General features: G+C 70.1%; 14 protein-coding genes. 11 read left to right on the plus strand and 3 right to left on the minus strand.

Annotation, left to right across the window (positions count from 1 at the left end; genetic code table 11):
* From CTJ15_RS19245 to CTJ15_RS19260, 4 genes are all read left to right on the plus strand, one after another.
* Entirely contained in the window at positions 1-483 is a 483-nt protein-coding gene (locus CTJ15_RS19245) for a tripartite tricarboxylate transporter TctB family protein (RefSeq protein ID WP_019462286.1), read from the plus strand.
* 12 nt (positions 484-495) lie between these two features.
* A complete protein-coding gene (locus CTJ15_RS19250; protein ID WP_075822225.1) occupies positions 496-2,022 on the plus strand; it encodes a tripartite tricarboxylate transporter permease in 1,527 nt (508 codons plus the stop codon).
* 352 nt (positions 2,023-2,374) lie between these two features.
* The gene (locus tag CTJ15_RS19255) at positions 2,375-3,268 is read left to right on the plus strand and encodes an NAD(P)-dependent oxidoreductase (RefSeq protein WP_075822226.1); all 894 of its coding nucleotides are present in this window, start codon (positions 2,375-2,377) and stop codon (positions 3,266-3,268) included.
* Positions 3,265-4,644, plus strand: coding sequence for an NAD(P)H-dependent oxidoreductase (locus CTJ15_RS19260; protein ID WP_099781862.1), 1,380 nt, complete (start codon positions 3,265-3,267; stop codon positions 4,642-4,644). The genes CTJ15_RS19255 and CTJ15_RS19260 overlap by 4 nt, the downstream gene beginning before the upstream one ends.
* 48 nt (positions 4,645-4,692) lie before the next feature.
* Here the strand turns inward: CTJ15_RS19260 and CTJ15_RS19265 are convergent, their stop codons facing one another.
* Complete coding sequence (locus tag CTJ15_RS19265; protein WP_075823145.1) at positions 4,693-6,150, minus strand: carboxylesterase; 1,458 nt, start codon at positions 6,148-6,150, stop codon at positions 4,693-4,695.
* 174 nt (positions 6,151-6,324) lie between these two features.
* Between CTJ15_RS19265 and CTJ15_RS19270 the strand changes: the two genes are divergently transcribed.
* Positions 6,325-7,383, plus strand: a complete 1,059-nt coding sequence (locus tag CTJ15_RS19270) for an AI-2E family transporter (RefSeq protein ID WP_171979161.1) — start codon at positions 6,325-6,327, stop codon at positions 7,381-7,383.
* Positions 7,384-7,405: 22 nt separating this feature from the next.
* The gene (locus tag CTJ15_RS19275) at positions 7,406-8,104 is read left to right on the plus strand and encodes an alpha/beta fold hydrolase (protein ID WP_019462280.1); all 699 of its coding nucleotides are present in this window, start codon (positions 7,406-7,408) and stop codon (positions 8,102-8,104) included.
* A 226-nt stretch (positions 8,105-8,330) separates the two neighbouring features.
* On the opposite strand, the gene CTJ15_RS19280 is transcribed toward CTJ15_RS19275, so the two are convergent.
* Together CTJ15_RS19280 and CTJ15_RS19285 are read right to left on the minus strand one after the other, a co-directional pair.
* Complete coding sequence (locus tag CTJ15_RS19280; RefSeq protein ID WP_019462279.1) at positions 8,331-9,977, minus strand: stimulus-sensing domain-containing protein; 1,647 nt, start codon at positions 9,975-9,977, stop codon at positions 8,331-8,333.
* 110 nt (positions 9,978-10,087) lie between these two features.
* Positions 10,088-10,789, minus strand: coding sequence for a response regulator transcription factor (locus CTJ15_RS19285; RefSeq protein WP_019462278.1), 702 nt, complete (start codon positions 10,787-10,789; stop codon positions 10,088-10,090).
* 120 nt (positions 10,790-10,909) lie between these two features.
* Between CTJ15_RS19285 and CTJ15_RS19290 the strand changes: the two genes are divergently transcribed.
* The 5 genes from CTJ15_RS19290 (at position 10,910) to CTJ15_RS19310 (ending at position 17,197) form a co-directional block, all read left to right on the plus strand.
* On the plus strand, positions 10,910-11,572 hold the full coding sequence (locus tag CTJ15_RS19290) for a HugZ family protein (RefSeq protein WP_075822629.1): 663 nt from the start codon (positions 10,910-10,912) through the stop codon (positions 11,570-11,572).
* A gap of 193 nt (positions 11,573-11,765) precedes the next feature.
* Positions 11,766-13,364 (plus strand): phosphoenolpyruvate carboxykinase, encoded by a 1,599-nt coding sequence (locus CTJ15_RS19295; RefSeq protein ID WP_075822630.1) that lies wholly within the window; start codon positions 11,766-11,768, stop codon positions 13,362-13,364.
* Between the two features lie 590 nt (positions 13,365-13,954).
* Positions 13,955-14,323, plus strand: coding sequence for a hypothetical protein (locus tag CTJ15_RS19300; RefSeq protein WP_027297235.1), 369 nt, complete (start codon positions 13,955-13,957; stop codon positions 14,321-14,323).
* A 422-nt stretch (positions 14,324-14,745) separates the two neighbouring features.
* Positions 14,746-15,657, plus strand: a complete 912-nt coding sequence (locus CTJ15_RS19305; RefSeq protein ID WP_027297234.1) for a LysR family transcriptional regulator — start codon at positions 14,746-14,748, stop codon at positions 15,655-15,657.
* 76 nt (positions 15,658-15,733) lie between these two features.
* Positions 15,734-17,197 carry a DUF4403 family protein gene (locus tag CTJ15_RS19310; RefSeq protein WP_081798588.1) on the plus strand — a complete coding sequence of 488 codons (1,464 nt, stop codon included), beginning with the start codon at positions 15,734-15,736 and terminating at the stop codon, positions 17,195-17,197.
* The last annotated feature ends 83 nt before the right edge of the window (positions 17,198-17,280 follow it).

Here is a 17,280-nt window from a genome sequence, read left to right on the forward strand (position 1 = left end):
ATGCTGACGCGTTACCGGATGGAAATGGCCACGGCGGCCGTCGTCTTCCTGCTCGGCGCCATCGCCGTGACCGGCGCCATGGAGCTCGACTACGGCTGGGCGGAGGACGGCCCGCAGGCCGGCTACTTCCCCTTCCGCATCGGCCTGATCGTCATGGCCGCCGCCGTCGCGATCGCGGTGCAGGGCTGGTACAACCGGACCGCCCTGACGCGGGAGGTCTTCGTGGACCGCGCGGGCGGCCGCCGCGTGCTGCGCTTCGGCCTCTCGATCCTGGCGCTGGTGGTGCTGTCGCTCACCCTCGGCATGTATGTCGCCATGGCCGCCTACCTGTTCGTCATGATGCGTTGGCAGGGGCGGCATTCCTGGCTCGCCAGCATCGCCGTGCCGCTGCTCTACACCGCCGCGACTTGGCTGGTCTTCGAGCGCTGGTTCCTCGTGCCGCTCCTCAAGGGGCCGGTCGAGGTCTGGCTCGGCCTGGCCTGAGGAGACCGGACGATGTTCGACAATCTCGACGCGCTGGTGCACGGCTTCGGCGTCGTGCTCACCTTCCATCACGTCGCCATCATCATGGGCGGCGTGCTGCTGGGCATCCTGGTCGGCGTGCTGCCCGGCCTCGGCGCGCCGAACGGCGTGACGCTGCTGCTGCCGCTGACCTTCTCGATGGACCCGGTCTCGGCCATCATCCTGCTCACCAGCCTCTACTGGGGCGCGCTCTTCGGCGGCTCCACCACCTCGATCCTGTTCAACATCCCGGGCGAGCCCTCCTCCGTCGCCACGACCTTCGACGGTTATCCCATGGCCCGAAACGGGCGCGCCACCGAGGCGCTGACCTATGCCTTCCTGTCCGCCGGCTTCGGCGCGCTGGTAGGCGTGGTGGTGATCACGCTGCTCTCGGGCTTCGTCACCTCCTTCGCGCTGCGCTTCGGGCCGCCGGAATACTTCGCGGTCTATCTGCTGGCCTTTGCCTCCTTCATCGCCTTCGGCGGCGGCGCGCCGCTCAAGACGCTGGTCTCCATCTGCCTGGGCTTCGGCATGGTGGGCATGGACACGGTCTCGGGCTCCATGCGCCTGAACTTCGACATTCCGGCGCTGATCAAGGGCATCTCCTTCCTTGTCGTGGTGATCGGCCTTTTCGGAATCGGCGAGCTGCTGCTGACGCTGGAGGAAGGGCTGGAGTTCAAGAGCGTCCGCGCCAAGCTCAACCCGGTGGAGATCCTGCGCGCCGCCACGCGAATGCCGCGGTACTTCCTCGCCATGTTGCGCGGCAGCGCCATCGGCGTCTGGATGGGCATCACCCCGGGCGGCCCGACCGCGGCCTCCTTCATGTCCTACGGCATCGCGCGCAAGGTCTCCCGCCGTCGCGACAATTTCGGCAAGGGCGAGCCGGAGGGCGTGATCGCGCCGGAAACGGCGGACCATTCCGCCGGCACCGCCGCCATGCTGCCGATGCTGGCGCTGGGCATCCCCGGCTCCGCCACCTCGGCGGTGATGCTGGGCGGGCTGATGATCTGGGGCCTCAACCCCGGCCCGATGCTCTTTGTCGAGCAGAAGGACTTCGTCTGGGGCATGATCGCCTCGATGTACCTGGGCAACGTCATCGGCGTGGTGCTGGTGCTGGCCACGGTGCCCTTCTTCGCGGCGCTGCTCTCGGTGCCCTTCACCATCATCGGCCCGATCATCGTCACGGTCTGCCTCGCCGGCGCCTATACCGTCGCCAGTTCCGCCTTCGACCTCTGGATCATGCTGGCCTTCGGCGTGGCGGGCTACGTCATGAAGAAGCTGGACTATCCGATCGCCCCGCTCGTCCTGGCCATGGTGATCGGCGACAAGGCGGAGGACGCCTTCCGTCAGTCCATGCTGCTCTCCCAGGGCTCGCTCGGCATCCTGTGGTCCAACCCGCTGGTGGGCACCATCTCCACCATCGCCATCCTGTTCCTGCTCTGGCCCCTCGCGGCGGCCTTCCTGGGCTGGCGCCGCGCCGGCAAGTCCGCCCTGGCCGCCGGGTCGGGAAGCCAGGCGTGATCGCTGGTGTCCGGCCCCGGGAGGAGGCCCTGCCTCCCCCGGACCCCCTCCGCTGGGGACATGGTATGTCCCCAGACCCCGCCTTGCGTTGGCACGGGTTGGAGGCGTTGCCCGGGAGAGCGTGCCGAAGCGCATGTGGACGAGTGGGCCTCATGGAGGACGTCAGGACTTCCACGTTCGTGGCATCCGCAGTCGCCGAAGGGCTCAGCCCTTCGGCGCGATCCGGCCGCGGCGAGCGCCAACGAATGGAAGGTCCAGGAAACCCAGTTTCCTGGCGGATAGGGGGTCCGGGGGAAAGGCGGAGCCTTCCCCCCGGGACAGTGCAACGCCCGAACGGAAAGCAGAGCGCCGCATGAAGATCGCATTCCTGGGCCTGGGGCTGATGGGCGGCCCGATGGCGCGCCGCGTGCTGGCGGCGGGGCACGAGGTGACGGTGTGGAACCGCTCCCCCGACAAGGCCGCCCCCTTTGCCGAGGCAGGCGCGCATGTGGCGGCCAGCGCTGCCGAGGCGGCGCGCGAGGCCGAGGTCGTGATCCTGATGCTGGAGAACGGCCCGGTGGTGGAGCGCGTGCTCTTCGGCGGCGGCGTGGCGGAGGCCGTGCCGCCTGGCGCGGTGGTGGTGGACATGTCCTCCATCAAACCCGCTGAGGCGCAGGACCATGCCGCGCGGCTGGCGGAACGGGGCGTGCATCACGTGGACGCGCCGGTTTCCGGCGGCACCACGGCGGCGGAGGCCGGAACGCTCGCCATCATGGCGGGCGGGGAGGCGGAGCCCTTCGCCCGCGTCGAGCCGGCGCTGTGCGCCATGGGAAGGCCGGTGCTGGTCGGTCCGCCCGGGGCGGGGCAGCTCGCCAAGCTGGCCAACCAGGTGATCGTCGGCGTCACCATCGGCGCGGTGGCCGAGGCGCTGATGCTGGCCGCGCGCGGCGGTGCCGATCCGGCCAAGGTGCGCGAGGCGCTGCGCGGCGGCTTCGCCGAGAGCCGCGTCCTGGAACTGCATGCGCAGCGCATGATCGAGCGCGACTTCGCCACGCGCGGCCGCTGCGTCACGCATCTGAAGGACCTGGACAACGCCCTCGACGCGGCGGAACGGCTGGGGCTGGACAGCGTACCCTATGCGGCGCTCACCGCCGACCTCTATCGCGGGCTGATCGAAAGTCGGGGCGACCCGGACCACTCCGCCCTGCTGCTGGAGCTGGAGCGTCGCAACCCGCGCGCCGTGGCCCGGCAGGAGGTGGAGGCGTGAACCACGAGATCCTTTTCCGCGACCTCGGCGACCGCCGCTTCCGCTTCGCGCTGACGGGCGCCAAGGGCGGCTTCAGCCGCACCCTGCTGGCGCAGATCCGCGCCATCCCGCGCCTGCAGCCGGCGGTGCTCTGCGACCTCGATCCGGACGGCGTGCTGGCGCTGCTCGCGGAACTCGGCTTCCCCGCCGGTGCCGCCCGGATCTGCGATACGCCGGACGGCGCGCGCGAGGCCGCCGCCGCCGGCCAGATCGTGGTGCTGCGCGACCAGTCCCTGCTGGGCGCCGTGCCGCACGACATCCTGGTGGAGGCCACAGGCCAGCCCGAGGCCGGCGCCCGCATGGCGCTGGAGGCGATCCGCCGCGGCACGCATGTCGCCATGGTGAGCAAGGAGGTGGATTCCGTCGTCGGGCCGCATCTCAACCGGCTCGCCGTCGAGCGGGGCCTCGTCTACACCACGGCGGATGGCGACCAGCCGAGCAACCTGATCGGCCTCGTCACCTGGGCGCGGCTGCTGGGCTTCGAGGTCGTCGCCGCCGGCAAGTCCAGCGAGTACGACTTCGTCCTCGATCACGCCACCAGCGTCGTGACCTGCGCCGAACTGCAAGGCGAGGCGCCCGCCCTGGCGGATCTGTGGATACTGGGCGAGGATGTGGCGGAAACGCTGGCGCGCCGTTCCGCCGCGCTCGCCGGGCTGCCGCAGAGCGCCACGCCCGACTATTGCGAGATGAACGTGGTGGCCAATTCCACCGGCCTGCTGCCCTCGCGTCCGGAGCTCAGCTACCCGCTCTGCCGCATCACCGAGCTCGCGGATGTCTTCATCCCGCACGAGGAAGGCGGCATCCTCGGCCGCACCGGCGTTGTGGACGTGTTCAACTGCCTGCGCCGGCCGGAGGAGGTGAGCTTCGGTGGCGGCGTCTTCGTCGTGGTCCGGGCGGGCGACCGGCCGGTCTGGGAGATGCTGCGCGGCAAGGGCCATCTGGTCAGCCGCAACGCGCGCTATGCCTGCCTCTTCCTGCCCTATCACTGGATGGGGCTGGAAACGCCCGTCTCGCTGCTTTCCGCGGCGGGGCATGGCCGCGCCTCCGGCAGCGACACGCAGCGTGTCCATGCGGTGATGGTGGCGCGCACCGAACGCGACTTCCGGGCCGGCGAGGTGCTGGAGATGGGCGGCCACCACCACATCATGACGGACTGCACGCCGCTCCTCCTGCCCGCCGCCGAGGCGGAAGGGCTGGCGCCCTTCTATCTCGCCGCCAACAAGCCGCTTCTCGTGGATGTGCCGCGCGGCACCCTGGTCCGCGAGGCGATGGTGGATCTGGCGGGTTCGCTGCTCCAGTCCCTGCGGCGCGAGGTCATGGTGCCGGCAGCGGGCTGAGCGCCGGAAGGCCGGCGCAGCGGGGAACGCGGCCCCGGCCAGTCGCTCTCAGTGCGGCGCGCCGAGCCCTTGACCGATCCGCTCCAGCATCTCGTCGAAGAAGGGGTTGGAGGACATGCGGATCAGCGCATCCAGGCTGACCGCCAGCACACCGCGTTCCCCCTTTGGCGCGATCGTCCCGAAATGCACCCCGAAATCCTCGTCGGCCGGATCGGGAAACTGGCCATAGAGTGAATCGCCCTGCGGGAAGGGCAAGGCGACGTGGGAAAGGGAATAGACGTCGCGCGGATAGGTCTCGCGCAGCGGCACCACCCGCGTCTCCGTGCTCCCCGGCCCGGTCACCCGCGCCACCATGGCGTCCTGTCCCGGCGCGGCATTGGTGACAACCACGGTGCGGTAGCGGCGCGGTCCAGGCGGCAGCAGGCGCTCCAGCGCCGTTTCCGAATTTGGGCTGAGCAGGATGCCCAGCTTGCTGTTGCGGTTGAGGTCGAACAGCACGAGCTCGCTGCCATTGGCCGGCAGCAGGGCATAGAGCGCATCCAGCACGGCGGGCGTGCTGACCGTGGTGTCGAGCACCGACTGGAAGGTCAGCACCGGCGGCAGCCCTTCCAGCCGCCCTTCGCGCGCGCGCTGACTGACCTGCTCCTGCAACGCCCGCGTCAGCCGCCAGGACTGGCGCGCGCCGTTGACCGGAAAGGAGTTGTACTTGAACGGGTTGAACTCCGGCACGATGCCGAGCCAGCTCGCCTTGGCGAAGCGTGGCAGCAGGGCCGGCAATCCCGCCAGCCCGGCGAAACGGGCGAATTCGGTGATGCCCACCATGGGGGAGATCAGCACCAGCCGCGCCGGCCGAGCCAGCTTCGGATCGTCCAGCGCCTCCATGGCGTACTTCATCGCCAGCGCGCCGCCATTGGAGAAGCCCACGATCTCGATCGGCCCCTGCGGCACGCGCCGCCGCGCCTCCCGCACCGCGAGGCGCGTGGCCGCCATCCAGTCCTCCCAGGTCACGTCGGTCAGCGCCGCCGGCACGGTGCCATGCCCCGGCAGGCGCAGGCCGATGGCGACATAGCCGTGGGCGCGGTAGAAGCGCCCGACATGGCGCAGGCTGTAGGGCGCGTCGGTCAGCCCGTGCAGCAGCACCACCGCGCCACGCGGCGGTCCGCCCGGCTCCAGCACGTAGGAATGGTTCCAGTCCTGTCGGAAGTGCGGCGGATAGATGGGGCTGCCCTCGAAATAGCGGTTGAGCGACGTGCGCTCCTCCGGCTCCAGCTTCTGCATCACCTCCTGCCGCACGGAGTCGAAGACGCGCCGCTCCGCCGCCAGATAGCCGGCCCAGTCGGTCTTCCCGATCTCTCCGGCCCGCAGCTCGCTGGGCACGTAGAGATGCCAGGTCCGCAGCGGCGGGCCGCTCTGGACCTGCCAGACGCGCAGCGCGAAGGCCGCCAGAAGGGCCCCGAGGAGGATGTACAGGCTCCTGCGGAAAAGCCTGATCGGAAATGCCGGCACCGGCGCGCCTCCATGCCTCGGGTCGCCGCTGACCAGCCAACCCGAATCGGTACGCTGCCGGCCGTCGCCGGCCATGCTGCAACCCGCCGCCGCCGCCGGGCAAGCGTGCCGGGGGCGTATTGACAATCCGCCCGGTGCCTTCCCAATGGCAGGGTTGCAGGTAGAGGAATCCGCATGGAGACCGGGCAGGGCTTCCTCTCGCGCACCATGAGCGACCCTGTGCTCCGCGTGACGACGGGCCTTTGCGCTGCGGTCCTGGTCTTCGCCTCGCTCCGCGAGGCCGCCTCGGTCTTCGTGCCCGCGACCTTCGCGCTCTTCATCATCGCCGTGGTCTGGCCCTTGCAGCGCCTGCTGCAACGGCGCCTGCCGCAGGTGCTGGCCCTGGTGATCACGCTGGTCGTGGCCCTGGTCGCGGTGATGCTGCTCGCCATGCTGGTGGCCTGGGGATTCTCGCGCATCGGGCAATGGGTCATCGCCAACGCGACGCGCTTCCAGACCCTCTACTTCCGCCAAGCGGAATGGCTGGAAGGGCATGGCGTTCCCGTGGCCGGGCTGATGGCGGAGAATTTCGACATGCGCTGGGTCGTCTGGCTCGCCCAGGCCGCGACCGGGCAGCTCCAGGGCTTCCTGAGCTTCGTCACCGTTACGCTGGTCTTCACCATCCTGGGCATGCTGGAGGTGGAGGTCCTGCACCGCAAGCTCGCCGCCATGGGCCGGCAGGGGGAAGGGCGCCGCCTGCTCGACGCCTGCGCGCGGGTGGCCTCGAAGCTGCAGACCTACATGCTGGTGCGCAGCGTGATGAGCGCGCTGACCGGCGTGACCATCTGGGCCTTCGCCCTGCTCGCCGGGCTGGACCTGCCGGTGGAATGGGGCCTCATCGCCTTTGCGCTGAACTACATCCCTTTCCTCGGCCCGCTGGTGGCGACGGTCTTCCCGACCTTCTTCGCCGCCCTGCAGTTCGACTCCTGGGAAATGCCGCTGACCGTCTTCCTCGGCCTGAACACCATCCAGTTCCTGTCCGGCAGCTACGTCGAGCCCCGCCTGGCCGGAAGGGCGGTCTCCGTCTCGCCCTTCATCGTGCTCTTCGCCGTCTTCTTCTGGTCCTTCCTCTGGGGCATCGCCGGCGCCTTCATCGGGATTCCCGTGACCATCGCGGCACTGATCCTTTGCGACGCCTATGACGGCTCCCGCTGGATCGCGAACCTGCTGTCCGGCCGCGACACGGCTGGCTGAAGCACCCGCCGGCCACACGCCCGTGACGCCCATCCCGCAAGATCCATCGACCACGATTCCGGAGCGGGTCCTGCTGCTGCACGGCATCGCCCGGCGCGCCTCCTCCATGTCCGTGATGGAGCGGGTGCTGCGCGCCGCCGGCTACGAGACGCTGAACCTCGACTACGACGCGCGCCACAAGCCGCTGGATGCCCTGGCGGAGGACCTGCACGAGGAGGCCGGAGCCTTCCTGCAACGCCCCGGCGGCCGGTTGCATGTGGTGGCCCATTCCATGGGCGGGCTGCTGGCGCGTGCCTACATCACCCGCCACCGCCCCCTGGCGCTGGGCCGCATGGTGATGCTGGGCCCGCCCAACGCGGGCAGCGAGCTGGCCGACCTGCTGTGCGGGCAGGCCCTCTACCGCCGCGTCTTCGGCCCCGCCGGGGCGCAGCTCGTCACCGCGCCGGAGGCTACGCTCGCGGCGCTGCTCGGCCCGGTGGATTACGAGCTGGGCGTCATCGCCGGCGATCGTGCGCTGAACCTCCTGGCCTCCTGGTTCGTCCTGCCCGGGCCGAACGACGGCAGCGTCTGCGTCGCCCGCACCCGGGTGGAAGGAATGGCCGACCACATCGTGCTGCACGTCACCCACACGCTGATGATGCGCCACCCGGAAGTGATCCGGCAGAGCCTCCACTTCCTGCGCCACGGCCGGTTCGACCACCCCGCGACGGCCGCCGGCTGATGCCAGGGCCGGTCTCCCGGCCGTTCCCGCGTTGCGCTCCATGGCTGGCCGCCGGCGGGAGAGGCGCCGCCTCTCCCGCCGGAGAGCATGGCTCTCCGGCGCGATCCGGCATCAGCAAGCGCCAACTCATCGGGTCCAGGGCACGCAGTGTCCTGGCGGATAGGGGGGCCGGGGGAAAGGCGGAGCCTTTCCCCCGGGGAAGGCGCAACGCCGGCCCCGACCGCTCTCAGGCCTTCGGCAGGCGCACCACGAAGCGGGCGCCGGCGATGCCGCCATCCTCGCCGCGGCGGTTCTCGGCGGTGATGCGGCCGTTCAGGCCTTCCACGATCTGGCGGCAGATGGACAGGCCCAGGCCGGAATGCTGGCCGAACTGCTCGCCCTTGGGCCGCTCGCTGTAGAAGCGGTCGAAGATGTTCTCCAGCTTCGCCTCGGGGATGCCGGGGCCTTCGTCCTCCACGGCGAATTCCACCACGTTGCCTGTGGTGCGCGCCTTCACCCAGACGGTGCCGCGGGGCGGGGAGAAGGAGACCGCATTGCCGAGGAGGTTGCGGAAGACCTGTACCAGCCGCCCCTCGACGCCGCGCACCACCAGTCCCTTCGCTGGCGCCTCCAGCACCATGACCGGCGCGTCCTCGCCCAGCGGGCTGTTCTCGCGCGTCGCGGCGTGCAGCTCGGTCAGCGCGGAAAGGATGGGCGCGATGTCCACCGGCTCCGTCGCCGTGCGGGAAAGCTCCGCATCGACGCGGGAGGCATCGGAGATGTCGCCGATCAGCCGGTCCATCCGCACCGCGTCCTCGGCGATGATGGCCAGCAGCCGCGTGCGGTGCTCCGGGTTCTCGATCCGCCTGAGCGTCTCGATGGCCGAGCGCACCGAGGTGAGCGGGTTGCGCAGCTCATGCGCCACATCGGCAGCGAAGCGCTCGTTGCTGTCCACCCGCGCCCAGAGCGCGGTGGCGGCTTCCTGGAAGGAACGGGCCAGCGTGCCGATCTCGTCGCCCCGTTCCAGCAGCCGCTGCGGCACGGAGCCGGCGCGGCCCTTGCCCTGGCGCATGGCCCGGGCGGCGGAGGCAAGCGCCAGGATCGGCGAGGCCAGGGTCCGGTTCAGGTAGAGCGACAGCGCGACCGTCAGCACCAGCGCCATGGAGAAGAGTGCCAGCACCGAGCCGCGGATCTCGATCAGGCGCTGGTCCACCTCCCGCGCCTCGCGGGTCAGCAGCACGATGCCGACCGGCTGGTTGGCGCGCCGCGCCGGCTCCGCCACGGACACCAGCAGCCGCCCGTCGGCGGTGCGGCGGACATAGGGGTCCACGCCGCCCTCCAGCGCCAGGCGCAGCTCCTCCCGCCGGTCCGGGCCGCCGGCGGTGTTGTTGAATTCCGGCTGCCAGTCGAAGGAAGGCGCATCGGGGCCGACATCCACCACCACGTCGTCCGGTGCGCGCGGCACGCCCCAGCGCAGCAGCGTGGTGATCAGCCGGTCGGCGAAGCCGCCCACCGGGCCAGGCGGGTTGGGCGGGGGCAGCGGCTCGGTGACGATGTTGCCGTTGGCGCTTTCTCGCACCCGGCTGTCGGCCACGAGCAGGCCGTTGTTGTCGAAGAGCTTGGCCTGGGTGGCCGGGCTCGGCTCGGTCAGGCGGCGCAGCAGCGGCCGGGCGATGTCGGGCACCAGCACCGGATGGTCGTCCTGGATGCGGACGGCGGCCTCGGCCACGCCATTGGCATAGATCCGTGCCTGGGTCCGCAGCGCCAGCACCTCCCCGGCCAATAGCCCGTTCTGGTACTGGTCGAGGTAGAGCAGCGAGGTCGCCAGCAGGAAGGGCGGCAGCGCGTTGAGCAGCAGGATGCGCCGCAGCAGCGGCGACACGTTGCGGCGCATGCCCAGCCAGCCGCGCGGCCGCTCATCACGGGCGGAGGCCGCGACGGCGTCGTGGGCGGGACCGCCCGATGGGGAAGCCGCGGAGCCGAGGCTGGCGCTGCCGTCTGGCATCACGCCTCCTTGTATCGGTAGCCGATGCCGTAGAGCGTCTCGATCTGGGAGAATTCCGGATCGACCACGCGGAACTTCTTGCGGACCCGCTTCACATGGCTGTCGATCGTACGGTCGTCCACATAGATGTTCTCGCCATAGGCGGCGTCGATCAGCTGGTCGCGGTTCTTCACCATGCCCGGGCGGGTGGCGAGCGCCTTGACCAGCAGGAACTCCGTGACGGTGAGCTGCACCTGCTGGCCTTTCCAGAGGCAGGTGTGCTTGGTCTCGTCCAGCACCAAGTCGCCGCGCGACAGAACGCCGGTGGCCGCCACGCCCGAACCCTCGGCGCGGGAGGCCTCGTTGCGCCGCAGCAGGGTGCGGATGCGCTCCAGCAGCAGGCGCTGGGAGAAGGGCTTGGTGATGTAGTCGTCCGCCCCCAGGCGGAGGCCCATCAGCTCGTCCAGCTCGTCGTCCTTGGAGGTCAGGAAGATCACCGGCAGGCTGGTGCGTTGCCGCAGCCGCTGCAGCAGCTCCATCCCGTCCATGCGCGGCATCTTGATATCCAGCACGGCGAGGTCGGGCGGCCGGGCGAGCAGGCTCTGCAAGGCGCTTTCCCCGTCCGTATAGGTCCGCACCTGATAGCCCTCCTGTTCCAGGGTCATGGAGACCGAGGTGAGGATGTTGCGGTCGTCATCCACGAGGGCGATGGTCTGAGGCATGGTATCAGGGCGTCCAGGCGTTTCGTGATCGTCGGTTCTGGATACTGGAGGTAGATTGTGGCGCAACCGGGGAGCGGCAACGAGGACGGTTTCGCGGCTGGTGCGAGGGCGAGGGCCCTGATGCGGGGCGCGGCCGCCGCCACCCTGGCCACCCAGGCCGGCGGACAGCCCTTCGCCAGCCTTGTCACCCCCGCCGTGGCGCCGGATGGCTCGGTCCTGCTCTTCCTCTCGACACTGTCCGAGCACACCCGCCATCTCCTGGCCGAGCCGCGCTGCGCCCTGCTCTTCACCGGCCCCGCGCCGGAGATCAACCCGCAGACCGCTCCCCGCGTGACGGTGACCGGCCTGGCCATCCCCGTGCCGGAGGGCGAGGCGGACGCGCTCAAGTCGCGCTGGCTGCTGCGGCATCCCTATGCGGCGCTCTACGCGGGATTCGGCGATTTCGACCTTTGGCGGGTACGGCCCGGCGGCGCGCTGCTGGTCGCGGGCTTCGCCCAGGCGCGCCGCCTGCGCAGCGGCGAGATCGCGCCGGAGCCAAGCGCTGTGGCGGCCGTTGCGGGGGCCGAGGCGGAGCTCCTGGCGGGGCTCAATGCCGACCATGCCACGACCCTTGCCGCTGCCGGCACCCGCCTTTCCGGGGGCAGGGAAGGGGCCTGGAGGCTTCTGGGCCTGGATGTGGACGGGGCCGATCTGGGCTTCGAGGAAGCGGTGGTCAGGCTCCCCCTGCCTATCCCCGCCGCCTCGCCCGAGGCGCTGCGGGAGGGGCTGGTCGCGCTGTTGTGAGGACAAGGCGGAGTAGGGGAACTCATCCGGGCTGGGTCAGGATAAACGACAGAATAAACATTATTGAGACGATATAACTTTTTTTATCAGAAATCTGCGCTTTCCAGCACATGCCGGGATGGCATGGGCAGCCTGAATCTTCTATATGGCTGCGGACTAAGCCACCGTTTTCCTTCTAGGAGGTCATGCCGGAATGTCAGTCACGCCCCTCACGTCACTCAAGGGTACCGGCGTCTCGGCCGACACGGTTCACGCGAATCTGACGGCCGCAGGCCTCTATGCCCATGCCTTGCGGCGCGGCGAGGGCCGGCTCTCCGCGGACGGTGCCTTCATGGCCGTCACCGGCCAGCACACCGGCCGCTCGGTGCAGGACAAGTTCGTGGCCGACGACCCCGAGGTCTCCAAGGAGATCTGGTGGGGCAAGGTCAACCAGAAGCTCGACCCGGCGAAGTTCGAGGGCTTCACCGCCGATGTCCGCGCTTGGCTCGGCCAGCGCGAGGAGCTCTTCACCGAGGATCTCTATGCCGGTGCTGACCCGGCGCACCGGATCAGGGTGCGGCTGGTGACCACCAATGCCTGGCACGCGCTCTTCGCCCGCAACATGTTCATCCGCCCGCCGGCGGAGGAGCTTGAGGGCTTCGAGCCGGACTACGTGATCCTGCACGCGCCGGAGATGGAGGCGAAGCCGGAGCATGGCGGCCGCGCCAACTCCACCACGCTGATCGCGCTCTCCTTCGCGAAGAAGCTGATCTGCATCGCGGGCACCTCCTATGCCGGCGAGATCAAGAAGAGCATCTTCACCGTCATGAACTGGCTGCTGCCGGCCGAGGGCGTGTTGCCGATGCACTGCTCCGCCAATGTCGGCAAGGACGGCGACACGGCGCTGTTCTTCGGCCTGTCCGGCACCGGCAAGACCACGCTCTCCTCCGACCCCGAGCGCAAGCTGATCGGCGACGACGAGCACGGCTGGTCGGACAAGGGCGTCTTCAACTTCGAGGGCGGCTGCTACGCCAAGGTCATCAAGCTGAGCCAGGAGGCCGAGCCGCAGATCTGGAACGCCTCCCACCGCTTCGGCACGGTGCTGGAGAACGTGGTGGGCGACGAGCGCGGCAACCTCGACCTCGAAGACAATTCGCTGACCGAGAACACCCGCGCCTGCTACCCGATCGAGTTCATCCCCAATACCCAGCCGAACGGCATGGGCGCGGTGCCGAAGAACGTGGTGATGCTGACGGCCGACGCCTTCGGCGTGCTGCCGCCGATCAGCAAGCTCTCCTCGGCCCAGGCCATGTACCACTTCCTTTCCGGCTACACCGCGCGCGTCGCCGGCACGGAGAAGGGGCTGGGCAAGGAGCCGCAGGCGACCTTCTCCACCTGCTTCGGCGCCCCCTTCCTGCCGCGCTTCCCCGAGGTGTACGGCAAGATGCTCTCCGCGCTGATCGAGAAGTACGGCGCCGATTGCTGGCTGGTGAACACCGGCTGGTCGGGCGGCGCCTATGGCACCGGCAGCCGCATGAGCATCAAGCACACCCGCGCCCTGCTGCGCGCGGCGCTGGACGGCTCGCTGGCCCAGGCCGAGTTCGAGACGGAACCCTTCTTCGGGCTCTCCATCCCGAAGAACGTGCCGGGCGTGCCAGCCGAGGTGCTGAACCCGCGCGCGGCCTGGGCGGACAAGGCCGCCTATGACCGCACCGCCGCCGACCTGCAGTCGCGTTTCGAGAAGAATTTCGAGACCTTCTCCGGCTCGGTCGGCGAGGATGTGAAGGCCGCCGCCATCAAGGCTGCCGCCTGACGAGGCTGGCAGCGGCCCTCCCTGGCCGTTCCACTTCGCGGATAACCCCCGGGGGAGAGGCGCTGCCTCTCCCGCCGGACCCCCTCTCCGCCGGGGACCGGAGCCGGTCCCCGGACCCCGGGCCTGAGTTGGCTCCGCGTGGTGGCCGCCAGCCTGCGGCCTGATCCCGGAGAGCAGGTGGCAACGCGGGGCTCCCGGAAAGAAGAAAGGCACCCTGTCCGCGCTGGTGGCACTGGCAGCCTGCCGGAGAGCGATGCTCTCCGGCGCGATCCGGCCGGCAGCGAAGAGGCAACGAACGGGAGGTCCAGGAACCTCAGGTTCCTGGCGGATAAGGGGGACGGGGGGAAAAGGCGGAGCCTTGTCCCCCGGAATGCGCAACGCCAAACCGGACTGTGGCCCGGCCGCCGTATGGTGACGGCCAGAGACACTCGCAGAAGCAACCAGCCTGGACCGGCGGCAAGCAGGATAGATTCATCATTTGAACTGATCGGTACGATCAGTTTTTTGCCCATTCAATCGATAATTGATGGGGCGCATATGGTCCTCACCGGCAGGCAATCAGGCCCGTCCGGCTCCAAGAGGCCAAGACGATGTCCCGCATTTCTTCCCGTATCGCCGCTGCCACCCTGGCCCTGTCGCTGGGCGCCTTCGCCGCCCCCTTCGCCGGGGCCGCCGAGGTGACGGATTTCTCCAATGCCGGCTCCTCCAGCATCCAGGGTGCGCCCGCCTATGAGGCGACCACCTACGCCTTGGCCGGTTCCACCCCTCGCAACACCAGCAATGCCGGCTCCTCGGCCGTCGGCCTTGGCTCGCCCCTGGCGGCGCAGCAGGTGATGCTCAGCCAGAACGGCATCGGCGCCTCGCCCACCGACTTCTCGGGCTCCGGCTCCAGCGCGGTGGGTGGTGGCTATGGCACCCAGGCCCGCGGCTTCCACCGCACCCTGGTGGCGTCGCGCTGACCGTCCCGCCGTTCCGGCAAGGATCACGAACCATGGAAACCGAAGGCGATACGAACGGTTCCGCCGCCCCGCTGTGGATCTCCCTGCTGCTGGACTGGCTTTCGGGCCATCCGCGGCAGCCTCCCCGGCTCGGCTGAGGCCCAGCCCCCCTTTCCCCCCAACATGAAGAAGGGCGTCCCATCCGGGGCGCCCTTCTTCATGTCGGCCCATCCGGATGCCCCGCCGGGCCGGTGCGCGCATCCAGTCCCGCTCCCGCCCATCCCCAGGGCCTCCTGTCTCGAACCATTGTGAAGGCGGGGGACGGCGCCAGCACGGGCCAGGGGTCCTATGATCCCGCCCTTCACGATCCCGCCGGGGCGGCGTCGGCGCGGAGGCGCGTGACGATGCCGGCCGCACCGGCGCAGCGGAGACCGCAAACGGCCATGAACAAGCTGCAGGCCATGGAGGTCTTCGCCAAGGTCGCGGAAACCGGCAGCTTCACCCGGGCCGCCGAGGCCATGGACCTGTCGCGCTCCGCCACCAGCGACCATGTCGCGGAACTGGAGCGACACCTGGGCGTGCGACTGCTGAACCGCACCACGCGCCGTGTCAGCCTGACCTCCGAGGGGCAGGTCTTCCTGGAACGGGCCCGGCAGGTGCTCGACCTGATCGGCCTGGCGGAGGAGGAGGCCAGCGTCGGAGCCCTGACCCCGCGCGGCCGCCTGCGGGTGAACGCGCCGGTCTCCTTCGGCCAGCACTACCTCGCCCCTCTCGTCAGCACCTTCCTCGCCCGCTATCCGGAGATCGAACTGGAACTGGTGCTGACGGACCGCGTCGTGGATCTGGTAGAGGAAGGCTACGACCTCGTGCTGCGGGTCGGGCGCCTGCCCGATTCCAGCCTGATCTCGCGCCGCATCACCACCTCGCGGATGGTCCTCTGCGCCTCGTCCGCCTATCTGGAACAGCACGGCACGCCCCGCCACCCGGCCGACCTGGCGCGGCATGCCTGCCTGCACCTGATCGGCACGGCCTGGCAGACCTGGAGCTTCGAGGGACCGGACGGCGCGGTGTCCGTGCCGGTGACCAGCCGCTTCACCGTCAACAACGTGGATGTGCTGATGCAGGCGACGCTGGATGGTGCCGGCCTTTGCCTGCTACCGCTGAACCTGGCGCAGGCGGCGATCCGGGACGGGCGGCTGGTGGAGGTGATGGCGGAATTCCGGGGACGGGAACTCGTCCTCCATGCCGTGCAGCCGCCGGGCCATCTGCCGGTCCCCAAGACCCGCGCCCTGATCGACTTCCTGACGGAGCATTTCGGCCCGCGCGCCCAGCGGAACGAGGCCCGGGAGAAGTGATGCGAAGCCTCCCCGAAGCGCTGCCCCGGCCGCGTCCGCCGCGCTGACCGTGGCGGGGGACAGAACGGCAGGCGCCGTGCGGCGGCGATGGCTGGTGCGGGTGCTGGCGGCGGCGCTGCTCCTCCTCGTCTTCGCGGGCGGGATCGTCTGGCTGCGGGACCGGGATCTGCTGCTGGCCAGCGAGCCGGAGCGCCGCGCCGCCCAACTGGACCTGCCGGCACAGGAGAGCGCCGTCGCCCTGCAACTGCGCCTGCCCTTCGACCTGCTGCGCCAGGCCGCCGATCGCGCCGTGCCGGCCGAGTTCCGCCAGGCGAGCGCGGCGGATGCCGGCACGCGCTACGACCTGGTGATCCGGCGCGAGGGGCGCTTCACCCTTTCGGAGGCCGGGGGACGGCTGCGGGTCCAGGTGCCGCTCTCGGTGTCCGGCTCCGTGGGGCTCGGCGGCGGCCTGGCGGAGTTCCTGTCGCTCGACGAGAAGAAGATCGACGCCGCCGCCATGGTGCAGGCGGATCTGGGCCTGACCCTCGACCGCGGCTGGTGTCCCGCGGTGGACATGGCGGTGGACTACCGCTGGACCCGCAGTCCGCGGCTGGAGATCCTCGGCGGCGTCTGGATCGGCATCGAGGAACGCGTCCGGGCGCAGATCGAGGCGGCGCTGCACGGCTTGCCGGAACAGCTTGCCAGGCTGGTGCCCTGCGGCACCATCCGGCGGCAGGCGCTGGAACTCTGGCAGCCGCGCGATATCCGGGTGCAGCTTCCCGCCGCCCCGCCGCTCTGGATCGGCATCCAGCCGCAATCGGTGGGTCTGTCGGAACTGGTCGTGGAGCCCGGGCGCCTGCGGGTGGTGCTGGGCCTGCGCGCCCGCACCAGCATCGCCTCGCGCAAGCCGGATGCGGCGCCGCCGGGCTTCCTGCCGCCGCTCGACGCCCTGCCGGAACGCTGGAACGAACGCGACGGGCGGCTGCGCCTCTCGGTGCCGGTGCGCGCCGGCTATGACATGATCCGCGACTGGCTGATGCGGGAATTCGGCCATCGCGACATCCCCGTCGAGACGCCGCTGGGCACGGCGCACCTGCGGGTGCAGGAGATCTTCCTCTATCCCAGCGCCCCCGCCATCGCCCTGGCGGTGCGCTTCAGCGCGGACCTGCCAGGCCTCTGGCCCGACACAACGGGACGGGTGGTCTTCTCGGCGCGCCCGGTGCTGAGCCGGGGCGGCACGCGGATCGGGCTGGAGGACCTGCGCTTCGCCCGCAGCCTGGACAGCACGGTCTGGTCGCTGGCCACGCTGATCTTCGAGCGGCAACTGCGCGAACGAATCAGCGAGATCGCCGTCTATGACCTGAAGGACGTGACGGACGGTGCCATGGCCGAACTGCGCCGCCGCCTCTCGGACCCTGCCTTCACCGGCGGGCTGCGCGTGACCCTGACGAAGCCCAGCCTGCGCCTGGAACAGGTGGTGCCGGAAAACGACGCCCTGACCGTCCTGGGCACCGCCGAAGCCGGCGTGGAGGCCGAGGTGACAGACCTGCCGGTGCCATGACCGCCGGGGCCGTGTTTCACGTTTGACGCCGCGTTGTCCCGGAGGAAAGGCGCTGCCTTTCCCCCGGACCCCCTATCCGCCAG

It is taken from the genome of Roseomonas sp. FDAARGOS_362, assembly GCF_002754815.1.
Taxonomy (GTDB): Bacteria; Pseudomonadota; Alphaproteobacteria; order Acetobacterales; family Acetobacteraceae; genus Roseomonas; species Roseomonas mucosa.